Source organism: Gordonia sp. (in: high G+C Gram-positive bacteria), assembly GCF_012515855.1.
GTDB lineage: Bacteria > Actinomycetota > Actinomycetes > Mycobacteriales > Mycobacteriaceae > Gordonia.
This window is the reverse complement of the sequence record NZ_JAAYXO010000176.1, coordinates 1-16,103: the sequence shown is the minus strand read 5'-3', so window position 1 is coordinate 16,103 and position 16,103 is coordinate 1. Positions and strand designations below refer to the sequence as shown.

At 65.3% G+C, this 16,103-nt stretch carries 13 protein-coding genes and 3 pseudogenes; 9 read left to right on the top strand and 7 right to left on the bottom strand.

Annotation, left to right across the window (positions count from 1 at the left end; all coding sequences use genetic code 11):
* Positions 1 to 212: 212 nt before the first annotated feature.
* Entirely contained in the window at positions 213 to 869 is a 657-nt protein-coding gene (locus tag GX543_RS12880) for a YigZ family protein (RefSeq protein WP_290852376.1), read from the bottom strand.
* A 240-nt stretch (positions 870 to 1,109) separates the two neighbouring features.
* Between GX543_RS12880 and GX543_RS12875 the strand changes: the two genes are divergently transcribed.
* Together GX543_RS12875 and GX543_RS12870 are read left to right on the top strand one after the other, a co-directional pair.
* Positions 1,110 to 1,343 (top strand): hypothetical protein, encoded by a 234-nt coding sequence (locus tag GX543_RS12875; RefSeq protein ID WP_290852375.1) that lies wholly within the window; start codon positions 1,110 to 1,112, stop codon positions 1,341 to 1,343.
* Positions 1,344 to 1,365: 22 nt separating this feature from the next.
* On the top strand, positions 1,366 to 1,851 hold the full coding sequence (locus GX543_RS12870; RefSeq protein ID WP_290852374.1) for a hypothetical protein: 486 nt from the start codon (positions 1,366 to 1,368) through the stop codon (positions 1,849 to 1,851).
* 15 nt (positions 1,852 to 1,866) lie between these two features.
* Here GX543_RS12870 and GX543_RS12865 read toward each other — a convergent pair whose 3' ends face one another.
* Positions 1,867 to 3,165, bottom strand: coding sequence for a M23 family metallopeptidase (locus tag GX543_RS12865; protein ID WP_290852373.1), 1,299 nt, complete (start codon positions 3,163 to 3,165; stop codon positions 1,867 to 1,869).
* A 216-nt stretch (positions 3,166 to 3,381) separates the two neighbouring features.
* Between GX543_RS12865 and GX543_RS12860 the strand changes: the two genes are divergently transcribed.
* The 3 genes from GX543_RS12860 (at position 3,382) to GX543_RS12850 (ending at position 7,062) form a co-directional block, all read left to right on the top strand.
* Positions 3,382 to 5,067 (top strand): histidine kinase, encoded by a 1,686-nt coding sequence (locus tag GX543_RS12860; protein WP_290852372.1) that lies wholly within the window; start codon positions 3,382 to 3,384, stop codon positions 5,065 to 5,067.
* Positions 5,064 to 5,714, top strand: a complete 651-nt coding sequence (locus GX543_RS12855; RefSeq protein ID WP_290852371.1) for a response regulator transcription factor — start codon at positions 5,064 to 5,066, stop codon at positions 5,712 to 5,714. Before GX543_RS12860 ends, GX543_RS12855 begins: the two co-directional genes overlap by 4 nt.
* A 106-nt stretch (positions 5,715 to 5,820) precedes the next feature.
* Positions 5,821 to 7,062: an alpha/beta fold hydrolase gene (locus tag GX543_RS12850; protein ID WP_290852370.1), complete on the top strand. Its 1,242-nt coding sequence runs from the start codon at positions 5,821 to 5,823 to the stop codon at positions 7,060 to 7,062.
* A 91-nt stretch (positions 7,063 to 7,153) separates the two neighbouring features.
* Here GX543_RS12850 and GX543_RS12845 read toward each other — a convergent pair whose 3' ends face one another.
* From GX543_RS12845 to GX543_RS12830, 4 genes and pseudogenes are all read right to left on the bottom strand, one after another.
* Positions 7,154 to 9,277, bottom strand: coding sequence for a DUF262 domain-containing protein (locus GX543_RS12845; protein WP_290852369.1), 2,124 nt, complete (start codon positions 9,275 to 9,277; stop codon positions 7,154 to 7,156).
* 178 nt (positions 9,278 to 9,455) lie between these two features.
* Positions 9,456 to 9,997 (bottom strand): annotated as a pseudogene (locus tag GX543_RS12840) (BCCT family transporter).
* Between the two features lie 67 nt (positions 9,998 to 10,064).
* A pseudogene (locus GX543_RS12835) lies at positions 10,065 to 10,181 on the bottom strand (hypothetical protein); the annotation flags it as partial.
* Positions 10,130 to 10,489 (bottom strand): BCCT family transporter, encoded by a 360-nt coding sequence (locus GX543_RS12830; protein ID WP_290852368.1) that lies wholly within the window; start codon positions 10,487 to 10,489, stop codon positions 10,130 to 10,132. The pseudogene GX543_RS12835 and the gene GX543_RS12830, both read right to left, overlap by 52 nt.
* A gap of 362 nt (positions 10,490 to 10,851) precedes the next feature.
* On the opposite strand from GX543_RS12830, the pseudogene GX543_RS12825 reads away from it, so the two are divergent.
* Both GX543_RS12825 and GX543_RS12820 read left to right on the top strand, forming a co-directional pair.
* Positions 10,852 to 11,166 (top strand): annotated as a pseudogene (locus GX543_RS12825) (CD225/dispanin family protein); the annotation flags it as partial.
* A 36-nt stretch (positions 11,167 to 11,202) separates the two neighbouring features.
* The gene (locus GX543_RS12820; protein WP_290852377.1) at positions 11,203 to 11,583 is read left to right on the top strand and encodes a LytR C-terminal domain-containing protein; all 381 of its coding nucleotides are present in this window, start codon (positions 11,203 to 11,205) and stop codon (positions 11,581 to 11,583) included.
* Positions 11,584 to 11,769: 186 nt separating this feature from the next.
* Here the strand turns inward: GX543_RS12820 and GX543_RS12815 are convergent, their stop codons facing one another.
* On the bottom strand, positions 11,770 to 13,389 hold the full coding sequence (locus tag GX543_RS12815) for a hypothetical protein (RefSeq protein WP_290852367.1): 1,620 nt from the start codon (positions 13,387 to 13,389) through the stop codon (positions 11,770 to 11,772).
* 341 nt (positions 13,390 to 13,730) lie between these two features.
* Between GX543_RS12815 and GX543_RS12810 the strand changes: the two genes are divergently transcribed.
* Complete coding sequence (locus GX543_RS12810) at positions 13,731 to 15,467, top strand: class I SAM-dependent DNA methyltransferase (RefSeq protein WP_290852366.1); 1,737 nt, start codon at positions 13,731 to 13,733, stop codon at positions 15,465 to 15,467.
* The coding region (locus GX543_RS12805) for a restriction endonuclease subunit S (protein WP_290852365.1) at positions 15,467 to 16,103 on the top strand (637 nt) is incomplete at its 3' end. The genes GX543_RS12810 and GX543_RS12805, both read left to right, overlap by 1 nt.

The following is a 16,103-nucleotide window of genomic DNA, read 5'->3' as shown; positions in this document are numbered from 1 at the left end:
GCTCGATCACCTCCAAGGCAATCGAGGCCTTGAACTCAGCTGAATACTTCCGTGGCACGTGAATGCTCCAATTCCAGTTCACCCCAACGATAGTCGGGAGACTGTCCAGGAACCGCCGGGCGGGTCAGATTTGATCCAGTCCCCCTAGAGAAGCAACCGCAATTGGGAAGAGTATTGCAGGGCGCTACGACATCTCAACGCCCATCGCACCGTCACACCCGCACATCCACCCACTGCACACCGGCATCCTCGACCACCCCGGCGCCCGCGGTCGCCGCGGCGACCGCCGCCTGCGCCTCCGCCAAATCCTCGGTCGCCATCGTCAGCGTGGCCTGCGCGCCGTACTCGGTCCCGAGCACCTCGATCCCCCGGTTGCGGAGTTCGGCTTCAACTCGACCGGCCTCCGCGTGCGGCAGCGCGACACGCGAGAGAACCCGCTGCTCCCGTCGCACCAGCGACGCCGATTGGAGTGCCACCGTCACCGCGTCGCCGTAGGCCCGCGCCAACCCGCCCGCACCGAGCAGCGTTCCGCCGAACCACCGGACAACGACCGCCGCGACGTCACTGAGTTCGGCCCCCTGCAGCACGTCGAGCATTGGCGCCCCGGCCGTGCCGGACGGCTCGCTGTCGTCGTTGGTTCGGGTGGTCTCGCCGCGGGAACCGAGGATGAAGGCCGAGCAGTGATGGCGGGCATCGCGATGCTCGCGGCGGAGTTCGGCGAGCAGTTCCCGTGCCGCGGCTTCGTCCTCGACACGGCGCAGCACGGCCATGAACTTCGACCGCTTCACTTCCAGCATCCCGACGACGTCATCCCCGCCGGCGAGGGTCAGGTACGACGGGACCCCGGGACCGACCACACGCTTCGCCATGCCGCCATTCTGCCAAGCCGGTGCGGGCGGGCAGCACACGACTACGTCACGCCCCAAACGCAGATCGTCATCACTTCGTAGACGGTGAAACAGTCCTCGAGAGGCGACCCTGTGGATAACGCACTTGCGGGGTTGTCCAGCCTCTCGCACGATCGACCTATCCCGAGTCACTCTCCGAACACCGATCGACATCGTGACGCCCGAGCTAATCTATTGACATACCGCAAGGATGCTGCGATCGTGAATCGAGAGATCAAGGACATCGCATCGTGGGCGACGCGCAACGAATGGACTGTCGTTGATGACATGAAGGGCTACACGCGCTTCTACACCCCCGACGGCGACTATGTGGCTCGCTATCCGGCGACTCCGAGCAACCCGCGCCGACGGATGGCGGACCTGATCACGAAGTTGAAGAAGGCTGGACTGGAATGGCCGGCACCAAGCAAGAAGGTGCTCCGCGCACGCAGATAGGAGGGTTCAGCCAATGTGGGCTGTGACGATCACACACGAGATCGACATGTCCGCCGCCGCGATGGACGCGGCAGAGGATCAACTCGCAGCTTTCGACGGATCGGTCGGTCGACGTCCGCGAGTCCTCTACGGCGACGAAGCGTTCGTCACCGACGTCACGGTCTTCGTAGCTGAGAGTGACCCGGCGACGGCACTGCAGCACGGGGTTGACCTGGCTCGATCAGCAGTGGGTGACCACCGGATCATTGCCACCGAAGTCGTCGATGAGGAACTCTACGTCCAGCGTGCTGCAGCTCCGACTTTGCCGAGCCTGCTGTCCGCGCCGGAGGTCGGCGATCTATTGAACGTCAGCCGTCAACGTGTACACCAACTCCGCGCGTCGCCTCAGTTTCCCGCGCCGCTCTACGAGTTGCGCACTGGTGCGGTGTGGGCTGCCAGCGCAATCGAGGCCTTCGCACGGACGTGGAACCGTAAGTCCGGGCCGCGCCGCTCGGCATCGAGCACGTAGCAGCCGACCGACAGCTCACCCGCCGAAGTTCACGAGCGATTCGTTGAGCGGGAGCTGATCGGTCCGCGCTAACGGCTTCGCCAGATGGTGAGCGAAGAACTCGCCGGTCAGGAAGTCGTCGGCGGCGCGGATGGCGGCGGGGTCGACGTATCCGGCGTAGTCGTAGGCGTCGAACATGTACGGCAGACCGTCGCTGCCGGCCAGTTCCGGTCCGTTCATCAGCTGGAAGTGCAGATGCGGCGCGTTGGAGTTGCCGGTGTTGCCGAGCTTGCCGATCACCTGGCCTTTGGTCACCTTGTCGCCGGGCTTCACCGTCAGCGACCCCTTCTGCATGTGGGCGTACATGGCCCAGGTCCCGTCACCGAGATCCTGAATAACGTGGTTGCCGTCGACGTTCTCGATGGTGAGCTTCGCGACGAGTTCGGGCACCGTGGCCGGCAGGATGCCGGGTGCGTTGGCCTCCATGTCGTCGAGCGTCGAAGTCACGGTGCCGTCGGCGACGGCGTAGATGTTCTCGCCGTACGAGCGGTAGCTGTCGTTGCTGTTCTTGTCGCCGGTATAGAAGCGGCCTTGATCGTCGGTGCGCATCCAGTCGATCGCGAAGCGTTGGCTGTTCGACAGCGCGCCGCTGAGCGGTGCCAGCGACGTGACATGCGGGAAGTCGGTTCCGCAGCAGCCGTTCTGAGCTAGCCAGTTGGTTCCGCGCAGCGGCGGCGAGAGCACCCGCGCGGTACCGGCCGCCACCTCCTTCGGCGCCACCGTGTAGGTCACGTCGACCGGTGCGCCGGGCCCGGGATTCGCCGACGCCTTGGCCGAGACGCGGTGCAGCACTGTCTGTGGCACGTCGCTCACCTCGTCGACGGCGAAGTCGACCAGGAACGCCCGCGCCTGTCCGGGCGGAATCACCGCGTCGGGGGCCGGAGTCGACGGCAACACGCGGAGGCGATTGCAATCGCCGTCGACGCACGCCGGATCGGCGATCGCCTTGCCGCTGTACGAGGCTAGGACGTTCGACGTGTCGCCACCGGCCACCACGTCGACCTTGGTCAGGGTCGCCGGTGCCAGGCCGGCGTTGGTGAGCTCCAGCGCGTACGCCACGTGGGCCCGACCGTCGCTGCCGACGAACGGGAAGGTCGGCGACCCCAGGTTCTCGACCGTCACCGCGGTGTACCCGATCGTCACCTCGGGGTTCGCGGCGTAGGTGGAGTTCTCGCCCGCGGAATCGTCACTGCTCGAACAACCCGCGGCGACGAGCGCTACTACCGCCGCGACCGAGACGCTCGCGGCCACGATCCGATGCCTTCTGATGTCCATGGCTCGATGCTCCCCGACCACCGACGTCCGCGGAATAGACCCAGGCCCATGGTCTTGACCTGTCCAGGCGACGCACAGTGACCGAACATGAGCAACGCAGCCCCGCGCCGTCGTCCCGCTCCGAAGCCCCGAGTCGCGACCGAGGCCGGTTCGGGCGATTTACGATGGGCAGATGAGCGGGTCGAGCTGATGGGTACAGCGTCGCGCGCGTCGCACATGCGCTCCCTTGACCGCGCTCTCCTGACGCTCGGCGGGGCCGCGGTCGGCCTGGGCGTGCTCCAGCTCGCGCTCGCCCTCCCCGACGCGGAATCGCTGTGGTGGGTGCACCTGGTGGTCACCGTCACCTACGGCTGCTTCGTCGTGGCCGGGCTGCTCGCCTGGCACCAGCGTCCGGGCAATCCGATGGGCATGATCGTCGCCCTCGGCGGGTTCGCCGTCCTGGTCGGCACCCTCGGCAACACCGCGGTCCCGGCGCTGGAGACGCTCGGCGCGGTGACCGCCACGCTGGTCCTCGCGGTCACGGTGCACCTGCTGCTCGCGTTCCCATCCGGGCGCCTGCCCGATCCCGCGTCACGGGCGGTGGTCGTCGCCGCCTATGCGGTGGCGCTGATTCTGCAGGCGCCGCAGTACCTGTTCGACGATCCGGTGGCGTCGGTAGGCGCGTGGGTGCAGCGTGCGGCGGGTGCGATCGTGGTGGTCGCGGCCGCGGTGCTGCTCGGTGGTCGCATCGCCCGAGCGCGGGCTGCGCATCGTCGGGTGATGGTGCCGCTGTTCGCGTACGGGATGCTCGCGCTGCTCTTGGTGCCGTTGCGGAACCTGGTGTTGGAGCCCCTGTTCGGTGAGATCCCGGCGGTGGTCGTGCAGTTCCTGGTGATCGCCGGCGTCCCGGTCACGTTGGTGCTCGCCATGCTCCGCGGCGGCTTCGCGCGCGAAGGCGAACTCGAGGAGCTCGTCGCCCGCCTCGGCGATGCCGACGACCCGCAGCAGACCCCGTCGGCCCTCCTCGCCCACGCCCTCGGCGACGCCTCCATTCAGGTCCTCTACTGGATGCCCGAGCCCGCCGAATGGGTCAACGAGACCGGCGGCGTCACCACCCTCCCTGCCGAGCAGGCCACCGTCGAGATCACCCTGGCCGACGAGCTCATCGCCGTCATCGCTTACGACTCCTATCTGATCGCCGACCCGGAACCGGTCCGCGCCGCCGGTCGGGTGCTGGCGCTGGCCCTGGAACGACGACGCCTGTCCGCGCAGCTGCTGGCCCAGCGCGACGCGCTCCTGACCTCCCGCGCCCGCATCGTCACCGCCGGCGACCAGGAACGACGACGCGTCGCCCGCGCCCTGCACGACGGCCTGCAGGTGCGTCTGGTGCTGCTCGCTTTGGACGCGCAGCGCATCGCCTCCGACGCCGCCGGCGACGCCGCGGTCGACGTTCAGCGGGTCGTCGCTCTGCGCCGCGAGCTCGACCAGACCGCCGGGGAGCTGCGGGCCTTCGTCCACCAGCTGATGCCTCCGGCGCTGGTGGAGCGCGGGCTCTGCGCCGCAACCGAGGATCTGGTGGACCGCATGCCGGTGCCGACCGCACTGCACACGGAGATCGCCGACGGTTCGCTGCCGACCGAGATCGAGAGCACCGCGTACTTCGTGATCGCCGAGGGGCTGACCAACGCGCTCAAGCACGCCGGCGCCGAGCGGCTGTCGGTGCGGATCGGTCGCGCCGACGAGCGATTGATGGTGGAGGTGCGCGACGATGGCATCGGCGGTGCCGCGCCGCGTCCCGGCCACGGGCTGCACGGTCTCGCCGACCGCGTCCACGCGCTCGGCGGCGTACTCCGCGTGCAGAGCCCCGTCGCCGAGGGCACGCATCTGCGGGCCGAGCTGCCGTGCCGCGTGGAGGCCACGTGACCACCGTCGTGATCGGCGAGGACGACCTCCTGCTGCGCAAGGGACTGGAGTCGGTACTGGTCGGCGGCGGTTTCACCGTCGCCGCGTCGGTCGGCGCGGCCGACGACCTGCTCACCGCGGTGGCCGCCGACCCGCCCGATCTGGTCGTCACCGACATCCGGATGCCGCCCACCCACACCGACGACGGTCTGCTGGCGGCGCTGCAGATCCGCGCCCGGCATCCGAGCGTCGCGGTGGTGGTGCTGTCGCAGTACGTCCAGCGGCGCTACGCCACCGAACTGCTGGCCGATCAGTCCGCCCGCGTCGGCTACCTGCTGAAGCAACGCATCTCCGACCTCGACGACTTCCTCGGCTCGCTGCGCACGGTGGTCGACGGTGGCACCGCGATCGACCCGGAGGTCGTCGAGGTGATGGTGAACCGGGCCCGCCTGGTCGACGGGCAGGTCGCCCGCCTCACGCCCCGGCAGATCGAGGTGCTCGCGCTGATCGCCGAAGGTCGGAGCAACGCGTGGATCGCCGCCCGCCTGGTGGTCTCGGAGAAAGCGGTGGTCCAGCACACCTCGCACATCTACGACGCGCTCGGCATCCCAGTGGACGCGAACGATCACCGGCGAGTCCTGGCCGTCGTGCGGTATCTGGCGCAGTAGGCGTGTTCGCCGGGAAGCGACTTGGGTCTATGGCTGGTCTGCGCCGGGACGTCGAGACTGGGTCCAGGGTGCCGGCGACGGGCCAGCTTTCCGAAAGGACCACGTGATGAGCAGCAGTGCGGTCATGTCTCGCAGCCGCGAGGCATTGTTCGATTCCGACTTTCTCGACCGGTTCGGCCGGTGGCCGGTCGGATTCATTCCGGCGGGCGGCGCCGACATCGGCGACGTGGTCGCGGTGGCCGACGTCGTCGGTGACGGCGACGAGTCCGACTTCTACGACGCCTTCGTCGCTTCCGGCGACGCCAAGGCCGCCGACGCCCGTGCGCTACTGGCCAAGGGTCGTCGACGGAGCGCCAGGGACCGCTTCCTTCGCGCCAGCTGCATGTATGGGGCGGCATACCATCCGATCTACGGCGCACCCACCGACCCGCGACTGCTGGCGGCGTTCGACACCCAGATGTCGGTGTTCCATACCGCGATGCAACTGGGCGAGACTCCCGTCGACTCGGTGCGCATCCCGTTCGGAGGCCACGACATGCCCGCCTATCTGGTTCCGGCGACGCATCGGCCCACTGAGGTCCGGCCGCTGCTGATCGTGAACAACGGCTACGACGCCACCATCACCGACATCTACTTCGCCATGGGTGTCGCCGCGCTCGCCCGCGGATATCACGTGCTGATGTTCGACGGCCCCGGCCAGGGCGAGATGCTCTACCGCCACGGCATTCCGTTGCGTCCCGACTGGGAGACCGTCATCTCTGCGGTGGTCGACTACGCCGAGACCGTCGACATCGTCGACCCCGACCGGATCGCCCTGAGCGGCTGGAGCCTGGGCGGCTACTTCGCTCCTCGCGCCGCGTCCGGCGAGCCACGTCTCGCGGCGTGCATCGCCGACCCCGGACAGTGGGACATCGGCGAATCAGTCAGCAGCTTTCTGACGGCGTTCGGTGTCACCGACCGAGTGCCCCCTGCCGAACTCGACGACGCCGTGCTCGACGAGATTCTCCGGCACGTCCTCGCCAACCGAATCATGCGCTGGCAGATCGTCCAACGCGGCTTCTGGGCCAACGGCGTCAGCGACCTCCGCTCGTACTTCCAGTCACTGGCGGAGTTCACCCTCAGAGACCGCGTCGGCGAGATCACCTGCCCCACGCTGCTCACTTCCGCCGAGAACGATCCCCTGGCGCGGTCTACCCGAGAGTTCTACGACGCGCTAACCTGCCCGAAAGAGCTGCTCTCGTTCACCGCCGCGTTGGACGGCGCGGGCGATCACTGCGAGATGGGCAATCGGTCGCTGCTCAATCAGCGGGTGCTGGATTGGCTGGATGAGGTGCTGGGGGTGGGGTGAGGGACGGCGCCGAGCGAACACCACGAGGCTGGCGCTGATGCGCCAGATGCTCTATCGTGACCGCCTTCGCGGGATATGTGTCTTGGAGCCTCTAGTCCAGCCCCGCCAAGAATGCGGTCCGCACGTCGTTCAGCTTCCGTCCGTCCGCGAGCGACCAGAAGTACCACCCGTTCGTGGCGCGCTTCCGTACGTGTGATCCGGCACCGGAAGGCGTCGAGAAGGCCCGGCCATCGCACACCATTCCGGATGCGGTCAATGTCGCCTCGACTCCGGTGGATCCTCGGTAGGTCGATGTGACGACGTCTCCCGGCGTGAGCAAACCCGCCTCGACCAGATGCTTCAGCTCGACCCAGTTCCGCGCCTTGGACTGCGGATCGGCGACTTTCCCCTCATGTCCCTCGGGCACTGGCCACACCTTCAGGAGCATATCGATCATCGTCTCTGTCCGTTGGTCGATCAGCGCTTCGTCCCACTCGGCCTGCTCGGTCATCTGAATGAGCCGGCCCGTCATGTTGATGGTGTTGTGCTTCAACAGCTCTCCGCGTTTGTTGGCCCACGCTGAGTTCGACACCTTCGAGTTGAGCTTCGTCGTAAGGAGGGTCAGGTTACCGAGCCGGTGCACATGCTCCTGCCGAACCATCTGCTCGCGGTCGCCGTCGACCTGCCAGTTGTCGTTCCACTTCTGCGGCAAGATGTGTTCGATTGGAAAACCCGCGCGCTCCACCTGCGGCTGTCGCGTCTCGGCGCGGTACTCGTTCTCGACCGCCTCGAGCAGTGAGCGAAGCCGCGGCCGGGTAAATCGTCGGTAGACCGGCTCGGTGGCGAGTGCTCTGCGGAGTTCGTCGTCACCCGGCCAGTAAGTGCTGGCGACGTTCAACGCGGACAGGTGGCTCGAGACTTTGGCGGCGAGTTCATCAGCGTCCGTCGACTGGTTGGCCCGAATGATGTCGGCGATCACGCGACCCAAGTCCGTGTTCGTCAGGCGAAGCATCTGCCGACGCTGAACCCAGCTCTCACAGGTCCGGATGATCTCGTCGATCACTGACGCCGGCAGCTTCCGGCTCGGTTCATGCAACCAGATCAGCAGCGGTTTGAGCACTTCCGATCCGACTGCTTTCATCCGGTAGACAGCCATCGCGGTGGGATCGAGAGAACCGTCTTTCCGGCTCGCCGCGTGGGTCCATGCCTCGTAGGCATCGGCCTGCTTCTTGATTTCCGGCAGGAGGTCGACGACCTTCAGATCAGGCTGGTGATCAACGTACGACTTGAATCTAGGAAATGTGGACTGCAGTCGAACGTCCTCGCCGGTGCGGGCTGTCAGCCACTGGTTCAGGAAGACAGAACTGCGACTCGCCAGGTAACGGCCGACGCTGACTTCGGCCGACCAGAACTTGGTCTCGAACGGCCAGTCGTCGCGGTAGACCTTCTCGGCGTCGCCGCCCTCCGCGGAGATCCGCTGGAAGACGAAGTTACGCACCAGGTCGGCCGCAGTCAGCGGGGTTCCGCGCGCGTTGAGGGTCTCGAAAATCTCCTGGGGGTCCTCGGAGGCTGTCAGTTCGATCGTCACCAACTGCAGGTCGGACTGCAGCACCGTCGACAGGGCCTCCGCGCGCTCGACGAAACCCTCAGCGTCAGCGTCGCCGAGCCACTCGCCCACCACCGACGTGAAGTACTCGTGGGCCCGAACCAGCTGCGAATCAGCGTTCTCCAGCGCAGCGTGGTCGACCGGAGCGTCGGCGTCCATCACCTCGTCGAAGGCGGCACGGTCGTTGTTCATGTGCCGCAGTTTCAGTCGGCTCTCACGTTCCGAAACGTACATCTCCTGGTTGTGTGTCAGCATTTCCAACTGCAGGCCGAAGCGTGCCGCGCCGGCCCCTACGATCAGCGCACTCGTCGCGTCCATCAGCAGCTGCAACGTGGTGATTCGCTGCTGGCCGTCGATCACGTTCCAGACCGGGAGAGAGTTGCTTTGCGCGCTGCCGCTCTGCAGCACCACGGCACCCAGGAAGTGCTTGACCTGCCTGTCAGGTTCGCTCAGCCGCAGCTCGGCTACCCGGCGAACGTCCTTCCACAGCGGCTCCCACTGCTCGTCCTGCCGCCATACGTAGGCGCGCTGGAACAACGGAATCACGCAGTGCTGCGGCTGGTTGAACAGTTCCTGCGGGGTGCGCTTATGGGTATCCACGGCATCGATGATGACACGCGAGTCTGACATTCACGCTCGTCTCGCCTCCCCTCTCCTCCGACTCCCCCCGTCCTCCACCCGCTCCGCTCGCGGACCTCCAACTCGAAGTCGTCCCACTCCCGCGTCGCACCGACCATCACCGCCGACTCGAGCAACTCGTCGGCCTTGGCCTCGCGGCGAATCACCGGGTCGCTGCGCAGATCCTTCATCAGCGACACCACAGCAAAAACAGGGCTAAGGAGAACGGCAGCACCGAGATGAAGGTCAGGTTCTGGATCCCCGACAACGCGCCGTCGCCGCCGATCACCAACATCACCGCCGCCACCGCGCCCGTCGCCGCACCGCAGAAGATCACCACCCAGCGACTCGGGTCGATGTTGCCGCGCTGCAAGAGGGTGCCCATCACGATCGACGCCGCGTCGGCCCCGGAGACGAAGAAGATCGCGACCAGAATCATCACCAGCACCGAGGTGATGCGGTCCACGGCAGTTCCTTGAGGACGTTGAAGGTGATCTCCTCGGCGCTGCCGTTGCCGTACGGATTGCCGCCGTTCTGCTGTTCGGCGATCGCCGTCCCGCCGAAGGTCACGAACCACAGTAGGCTCACCACGCACGGGACCAGGATGACGCCCCCGACGTAGCTGCCGACGGTGGTCGGAATCAGGTCGAGGATGAAGCAGCAGGTCAACTCGACGATGATCAGCACGAGCACGTTGGTGCCGAGGCTGTCGATCCAGCCCGGTTCCTGCATGCCCAGTGCGGATCTGGAGCGCGTCGAGCCCCGGGGACGCGGCCGACCGAAACAGCGCGAGGCGGTCAATCACCTCGCCCGCCGGGCTGCTGGCGCAACGGCTGCCCAACAGTGGCGCAGACGTCGAGCTGATTAGCTGCGGTCGTCCGCGCCGGAGGCAGCTGTAGCCCAACGCCAGGCCCATCGCGTAGATGGACCACGAGTGCAGACCCCAGTGGACGCGAGCCACCCCACGAACACCACCAGCGTGGTGGAGACGATGACGAACACCCAGCCGACGTTGATCAGCAGCCAGTCGAGCATCGCCTGCGCGGTGGTCGCGAGCGAGTCGGTGGAGACGAAGCCCCAGATGATGAACCCGACGCTGATCGCGGCGACCACACCGTACAACCACCAGTCGGTCCGCGGCGGACCGTGGAAGGTGGCGGCACCGCCCTTCGACGTGAGGTGCGGAACCTCGTCGGTTCCCGTGTTCTCGCTGTCCGAAGCCACGTGCGTGCCCCCTCTGGTCGACGTCTCGCCGCGGGTCTGATCGCCAGCGCCGGAAGGTGATTGGCATTCGAGGCGGGTGCGATCGGGCTCGGGGTGAGCGAGATCAGGGTAGCAAGGGGGTGATGGGCGTCACGGAGGGTTTGGGTCGGGCCGATACCCAACCGATGTCGGCGCAGCAGGCGAATCCATCGGTATTCGTCGGCAGCATCGCCATCACCGGACAACCCGTATTCACTGTCGCTCCATCGGACGAGCACCGTCGCGCCGTTGTACATTTCGATGCGACCCGCTCTCTCTCCGCGGATTCCAGCGACGCGCTCTCACGGCAGCTGGCCCGTTCGACACTGATGGGATCGACGCACATGACCTTCGGACCCGGCGGCACCTTCGACCCGAATCACCGCCCTGGCGAGAATCGACCAGGCCCGTCACAGCCGTATCCGGGCAGCTTCCCGCACACCTACGGGGCACCCGGCCCGATGCCGAACAACTACCTCGGATGGGCGATCGTCACCACGATCTTCTGCTGCCTCCCGTTGGGAATCGTCGCCATCGTCAAGTCGACGTCCGTCGCGAAACTGTGGGCCGCAGGCGACGCGGTCGGCGCCCAGCGCGCGTCCGACAGCGCCAAGACCTACTCCATCGTCAGCGCCACGATCGGCGTGGTCGTCGCGATCGCGTCCGCCGCCGTCCTGGCCTTCGGCGGACTCGCGATGCTGAATTTCAACAACGAGTTCCAATCCGATGCTGAGCTCGCACCGGCCAGAACTTACTCGTCGACTGCGACGTGGTCGGCACCGAGCTCGGGGCCCACAGCCCCCTCGACCGAGTTCGCGGTCTGCGTCCTGAACGCCGGTCCGGTGACGGGCCTGTCAGGGCGGTACAAGAGCCGGTTGGAGTTCGTGGGGTACACCGTGTCCGAGTCCGGCAATCTCTCGACCGCGTCCCTCACCGAGAACACCGTGTTCTACGACGGTCCCGCACAGGAAGTTCAAGCCAAGGAAATCGCCATCGCTATCGACGGGATAGCTGTCGAACGGCCGGCTACGTTCACTCGGTGCGCGGGCCAGATTGTGGTGGCAGTCGTCGAGTAGGGGGTTGGGGTCGGGAGATCCCGGACCCTGCATCGTCTACATAGATTCACGGCTACCCGCCTCTCGTTCCCATCCCATTGCTGCATCCACAGATACGGATTGTGAGCCGTACGCTGCGTCGATGGACCTACGCGACACATGCGGAGCGCCACCGTCGCAGCCGCGCGAGTCACACACGCCCAGCGGCTACTTATAGGTCTTGGTGCCGACGTGCTGAACGACAAGTCGGTCCTTCTTCGTTTCAAGCGCGAAGTGGATACGCCCGCACTCGTTGAACTTGACGGCATCTCGCAACTTGACATGCGGTGTGGCGTTGAGGGTCTCGCCCTCGAACTCGAAGTTGTTCAGCCAGCGCATCTCCTTTTTCTTGAACTTCGTGATGGTCTGGTCAGTGAGCGCAACGCTGAGGCCGTGGTGCTCCTTGAGCCAGGCATCTAGGTGGGGGATGCTTCCGACATCACCGCCGTAGAGGTCGGCCGCGGCTCGCGCGAGGGCTACGAGCTGCGCGGTCATGTCATCAGGTTCCGGATAGTCGATGCCCGACCACGACTTGCGGGCCCGATCAGTGAACACAATGCGTTGCGACGCTGCATCGGCGATGGCGAGGAACGTCGCCTCAGGATCAGTTCGCGGCACGAGTTCAGGGATGGCGGACCAGATGTCCATCGGTACAGCCGTTTCCCTAGACTTACCTGCAGAGAGGTCTTTGTAAGAGTCCTGCCACATCTGCGCTTCCTCGCGTGCCTGGTCGCGTGCAGATTCCAACGTCCGCAAGAGGTCGCGGCTCGCTTCAGCTTCCTGCATCATGCCTTCGAGGACATCCTCGAATTCGGCGTTAACGATCTGCAACGCGTCGACCTGCTCCTTCAACGCAGCGATCTCACCTTCCTTATCGCCGCCCTCACGGGCGCTAGCGACCTGAGCAGCAAGCTCTACCATCCGCGCACTATCCACGGCGCCGCGAACTCGACGCCACGCAGTGTCCTCGCCGTTGCCAAGCGCCGCGAGCGCACCGAGCCGGTGCATGAGGTACTGACGGACGCTATCTGCCCCGAGCTCGGTCAGCCGCTCCGCCGACATAGTGAACGACGGAGCTCCCAGACCCGGCCAGACGATGGCGAATCCGCCGAAAGGAACCCGAGCGTCCGAGTACGTCCCGGCGATGACGCGCGCAGTCTCGAAGTTGACCGTCACCGTTCGGACGAGTCCCAAGAGCTTCTTGGAGAGTTCACCCGCCAACTCCCAGGTCACTTTCGACCGCACGTGGATGAGCGCCAGTGGCAGCCGTTCTTCACCGGAGAGGATCGCTGCGACGGCATGAGCCTCCGCCACCGTCTTCACCGGGATATAGCGTCGGTTAACCAACTGACCTCTGGCCCGGAGCGTGAGACGCACGTCCTCATCGAGCAATCGCAGAATACCAGGTTGGTAAATGTCGGTCGCATCGACCGGCACCAGATTCTGACGTGTCGCCTCGCGACCGATCCCGACACGAAAGTGCACAGCACCGTCGATCTCTGTGACGGTGATCCGCGTTGTGACCTCTACGTCAGTACCCACGGCCTGGGACACGACGAATTTCAGCGCACGGTGATCTGCCGCCTCCGCGACATCCCAATCGCCCTGGCGAGAAAAATGACCATGGGGAGTCCGGGCAGGCGCGAGGGCGCGAGCACCACTCGTTGAGAGATCGGCTGGGTCGAGGCGCGCTTCGGGGCGCCCCAACCACCGGGCCAGGTGCGCGACGACACGCTCAAATGCGCCGTCCCCCTCTACATCGAGATCGACGACGTACATGAGTTGCATTTGGCGGTTCCTTTCCCTGTGGGTGTGTTCGTATTATTCAGGTCCCCACGGCCGCGGCGCTGGAAATGATAAATTGCGCGCCGGTACCGCACCCTGCCGGATCGAACGACCACTGGCTCAAACGACTTTCGCCACAGAACCTAGACCACCGCACCGGCGGGTTCGTTGTCCACCGGCAGGGTTGCCCGATCGAACCCGCGACATCGCAACGCTCTGTCCACGAGGCGATTCCGCGTCAGAAACGACACCATTGCTCACCGGCTCACCCGCTCACCTCAACGGACCAGTAATCTCATCGAAGCGTGCATGGGCGCGCTGAAGTGCCGAAGGAGGCGTGTGGGTTGAGCAAGTTGGGCAGCTTCGTGTGGGGTATCGCGGACCAGCTCCGCGGCGTGTACAAGCCGCACCAGTACGGCGGGGTGATCCTGCCGTTCACGATCCTCCGACGTCTCGACTGCATCCTTGAATCGCACCGCGACGACATCCGCGCGCTGGCGGAGAAGTACGCCGGCGGCGCGCTGGACGTGCAGGTCAAACGCAAGACCGGGCTGTCGTTCTACAACACCAGTCCTTTCGACTTCGCCACGCTCCTCGAGGACCCCGAGGGCCTGCGTGCGAACCTGATGGACTACATCACCAGCTTCTCGGCGAACATCGACGTCTTCGAACGCTTCAAGTTCGAGAACGAGCTCGCCACCCTCGACGAGAAGAACCGCCTCTACCTGATCACCTCACAGTTCGCCGAGGTCGATCTGCACCCGGACAGGGTGCCCAACGCCGAGATGGGCGACCTGTTCGAGCATCTCATCTACAAGTTCGCGGAAGCCTCGAATGAGGAGGCCGGCGAGCACTACACCCCGCGCGACGCGATCCGACTCATGGTGGACCTACTGTTCGCCGAGGACAACGAAGCCCTCCTCGAGCCCGGCAGCGTCCGAACCATCTACGACCCGACTGCCGGCACCGGCGGCATGCTCTCGGTCGCCGAAGAACGACTCCTCGAACGCAACCCCAGCGCCCGCCTCCGCCTGTACGGGCAGGAGATCAACGACCAGTCGTACGCCATCTGCAAGTCCGACATGATCGCCAAGGGCCAGGACGTCGACAACATCCGCCTCGGCGATACCCTCTCCGACGACCAGTTCTTCGACCGCACCTTCGACTTCTGCATGTCCAATCCGCCCTACGGCGTGGACTGGAAGGCCTCAGCAGACGAGGTCAAGAAGGAAGCCCTCGCCCAGAACTCCCGCTTCTCCCACGGCCTGCCGGCGATCGGCGACGGCCAGATGCTGTTCCTGACCCACCTCGCCTCCAAGATGCGGACCCCGCACGACGGCGGCGGCCGCGCCGGCATCGTCCTCAACGGGTCGCCACTGTTCACCGGGGCCGCCGAATCGGGACCGTCCAAGATCCGGCAGTGGCTCCTCGAGTCCGACCTGGTCGAGGCGATCATCGCGCTGCCGACCAACATGTTCTTCAACACCGGCATCGCCACGTACATCTGGATCCTCGACAACACCAAGCGCCCAGAACGCCAGGGCAAGGTGCAGCTGATCGACGCCACCTCGTTCTGGACCAAGATGCGCAAGAGCCTCGGCGCCAAGAACCGCGAACTCGACGAAGCAGCCCGCGACAAGATCCTGGCCCTGTACGACGCCTTCGACGACGCCGACCCCGACTTCTCCAAGGTCTTCACCGCCGACGATTTCGGCTACTGGACCATCACCGTCGAGCGACCCCTCCTCGACGACGACGGCAACCCGGTGACCGACCGTAAGGGAACTCCGAAACCCGACACCAAGAAGCGTGACACCGAGAACATCCCCTTCACCTACGGCGGCAACACCACGGGTGAGACCGGGAGCGACGCCACCATCAAGCAGTACTTCGCGACCGAAGTCCTCCCCCACGTCCCCGACGCCTGGATCGACGAGAAGAAGACCAAGGTCGGTTACGAGATTCCGTTCACTCGCCACTTTTACAAGTACGTGCCGCCACGGCCCCTAGCCGAGATCGACGCGGACCTGGACAAGCAGGTCGCAAAGATCATGGATCTGCTACGGGAGGTGGAAGGATAGTGTGGACCGAAAGGCGGGTTGGAGACCTCGGCAACCTCATCAACGGGTATCCATTTGACGCCAAAGAATTCTCGAATCAGGGAGATGTTCCACTCGTTCGAATTCGTGACATAAATTCCGACCAGTTCGAAACATTTATCCCAAGAGGCTCAGTTCCCGCCACGGCATATGTTTCCGACGGAGACGTGGTCATCGGAATGGACGGCGATTTCAATGTTGCATATTGGTCAAGAGGGCGCGCAGCACTGAATCAGCGACTTTGCATTCTGCGGCCCATCGGAGAATCGGACACCCGGTTCCTGGCCTATGCGTTGCCCTCACACCTCAAAGTAATTAACGATCTAACATACTCAACTACCGTCAAACATCTTTCGTCTGCACAAGTCCGAGCGATCCGATTGCTGGCACCCTCCCTTGAGGAGCAGCGGACCATTGCCGACTTCCTGGACCGGGAGACGGCCCGGATCGACACACTCATCGAGGAGCAGCAGCGACTCATTGCTCTCCTGGCCCTCCGTCGACGAGCGGTTCTCGACGAGGCAACCACGGCTGTCTCGGGGCCTCAGGTTCGACTCAAGTACCTTTTTGGGCCCTCGTCCGACTCGAACTACCCGGACGAGCAGGTGCTATCCGTCT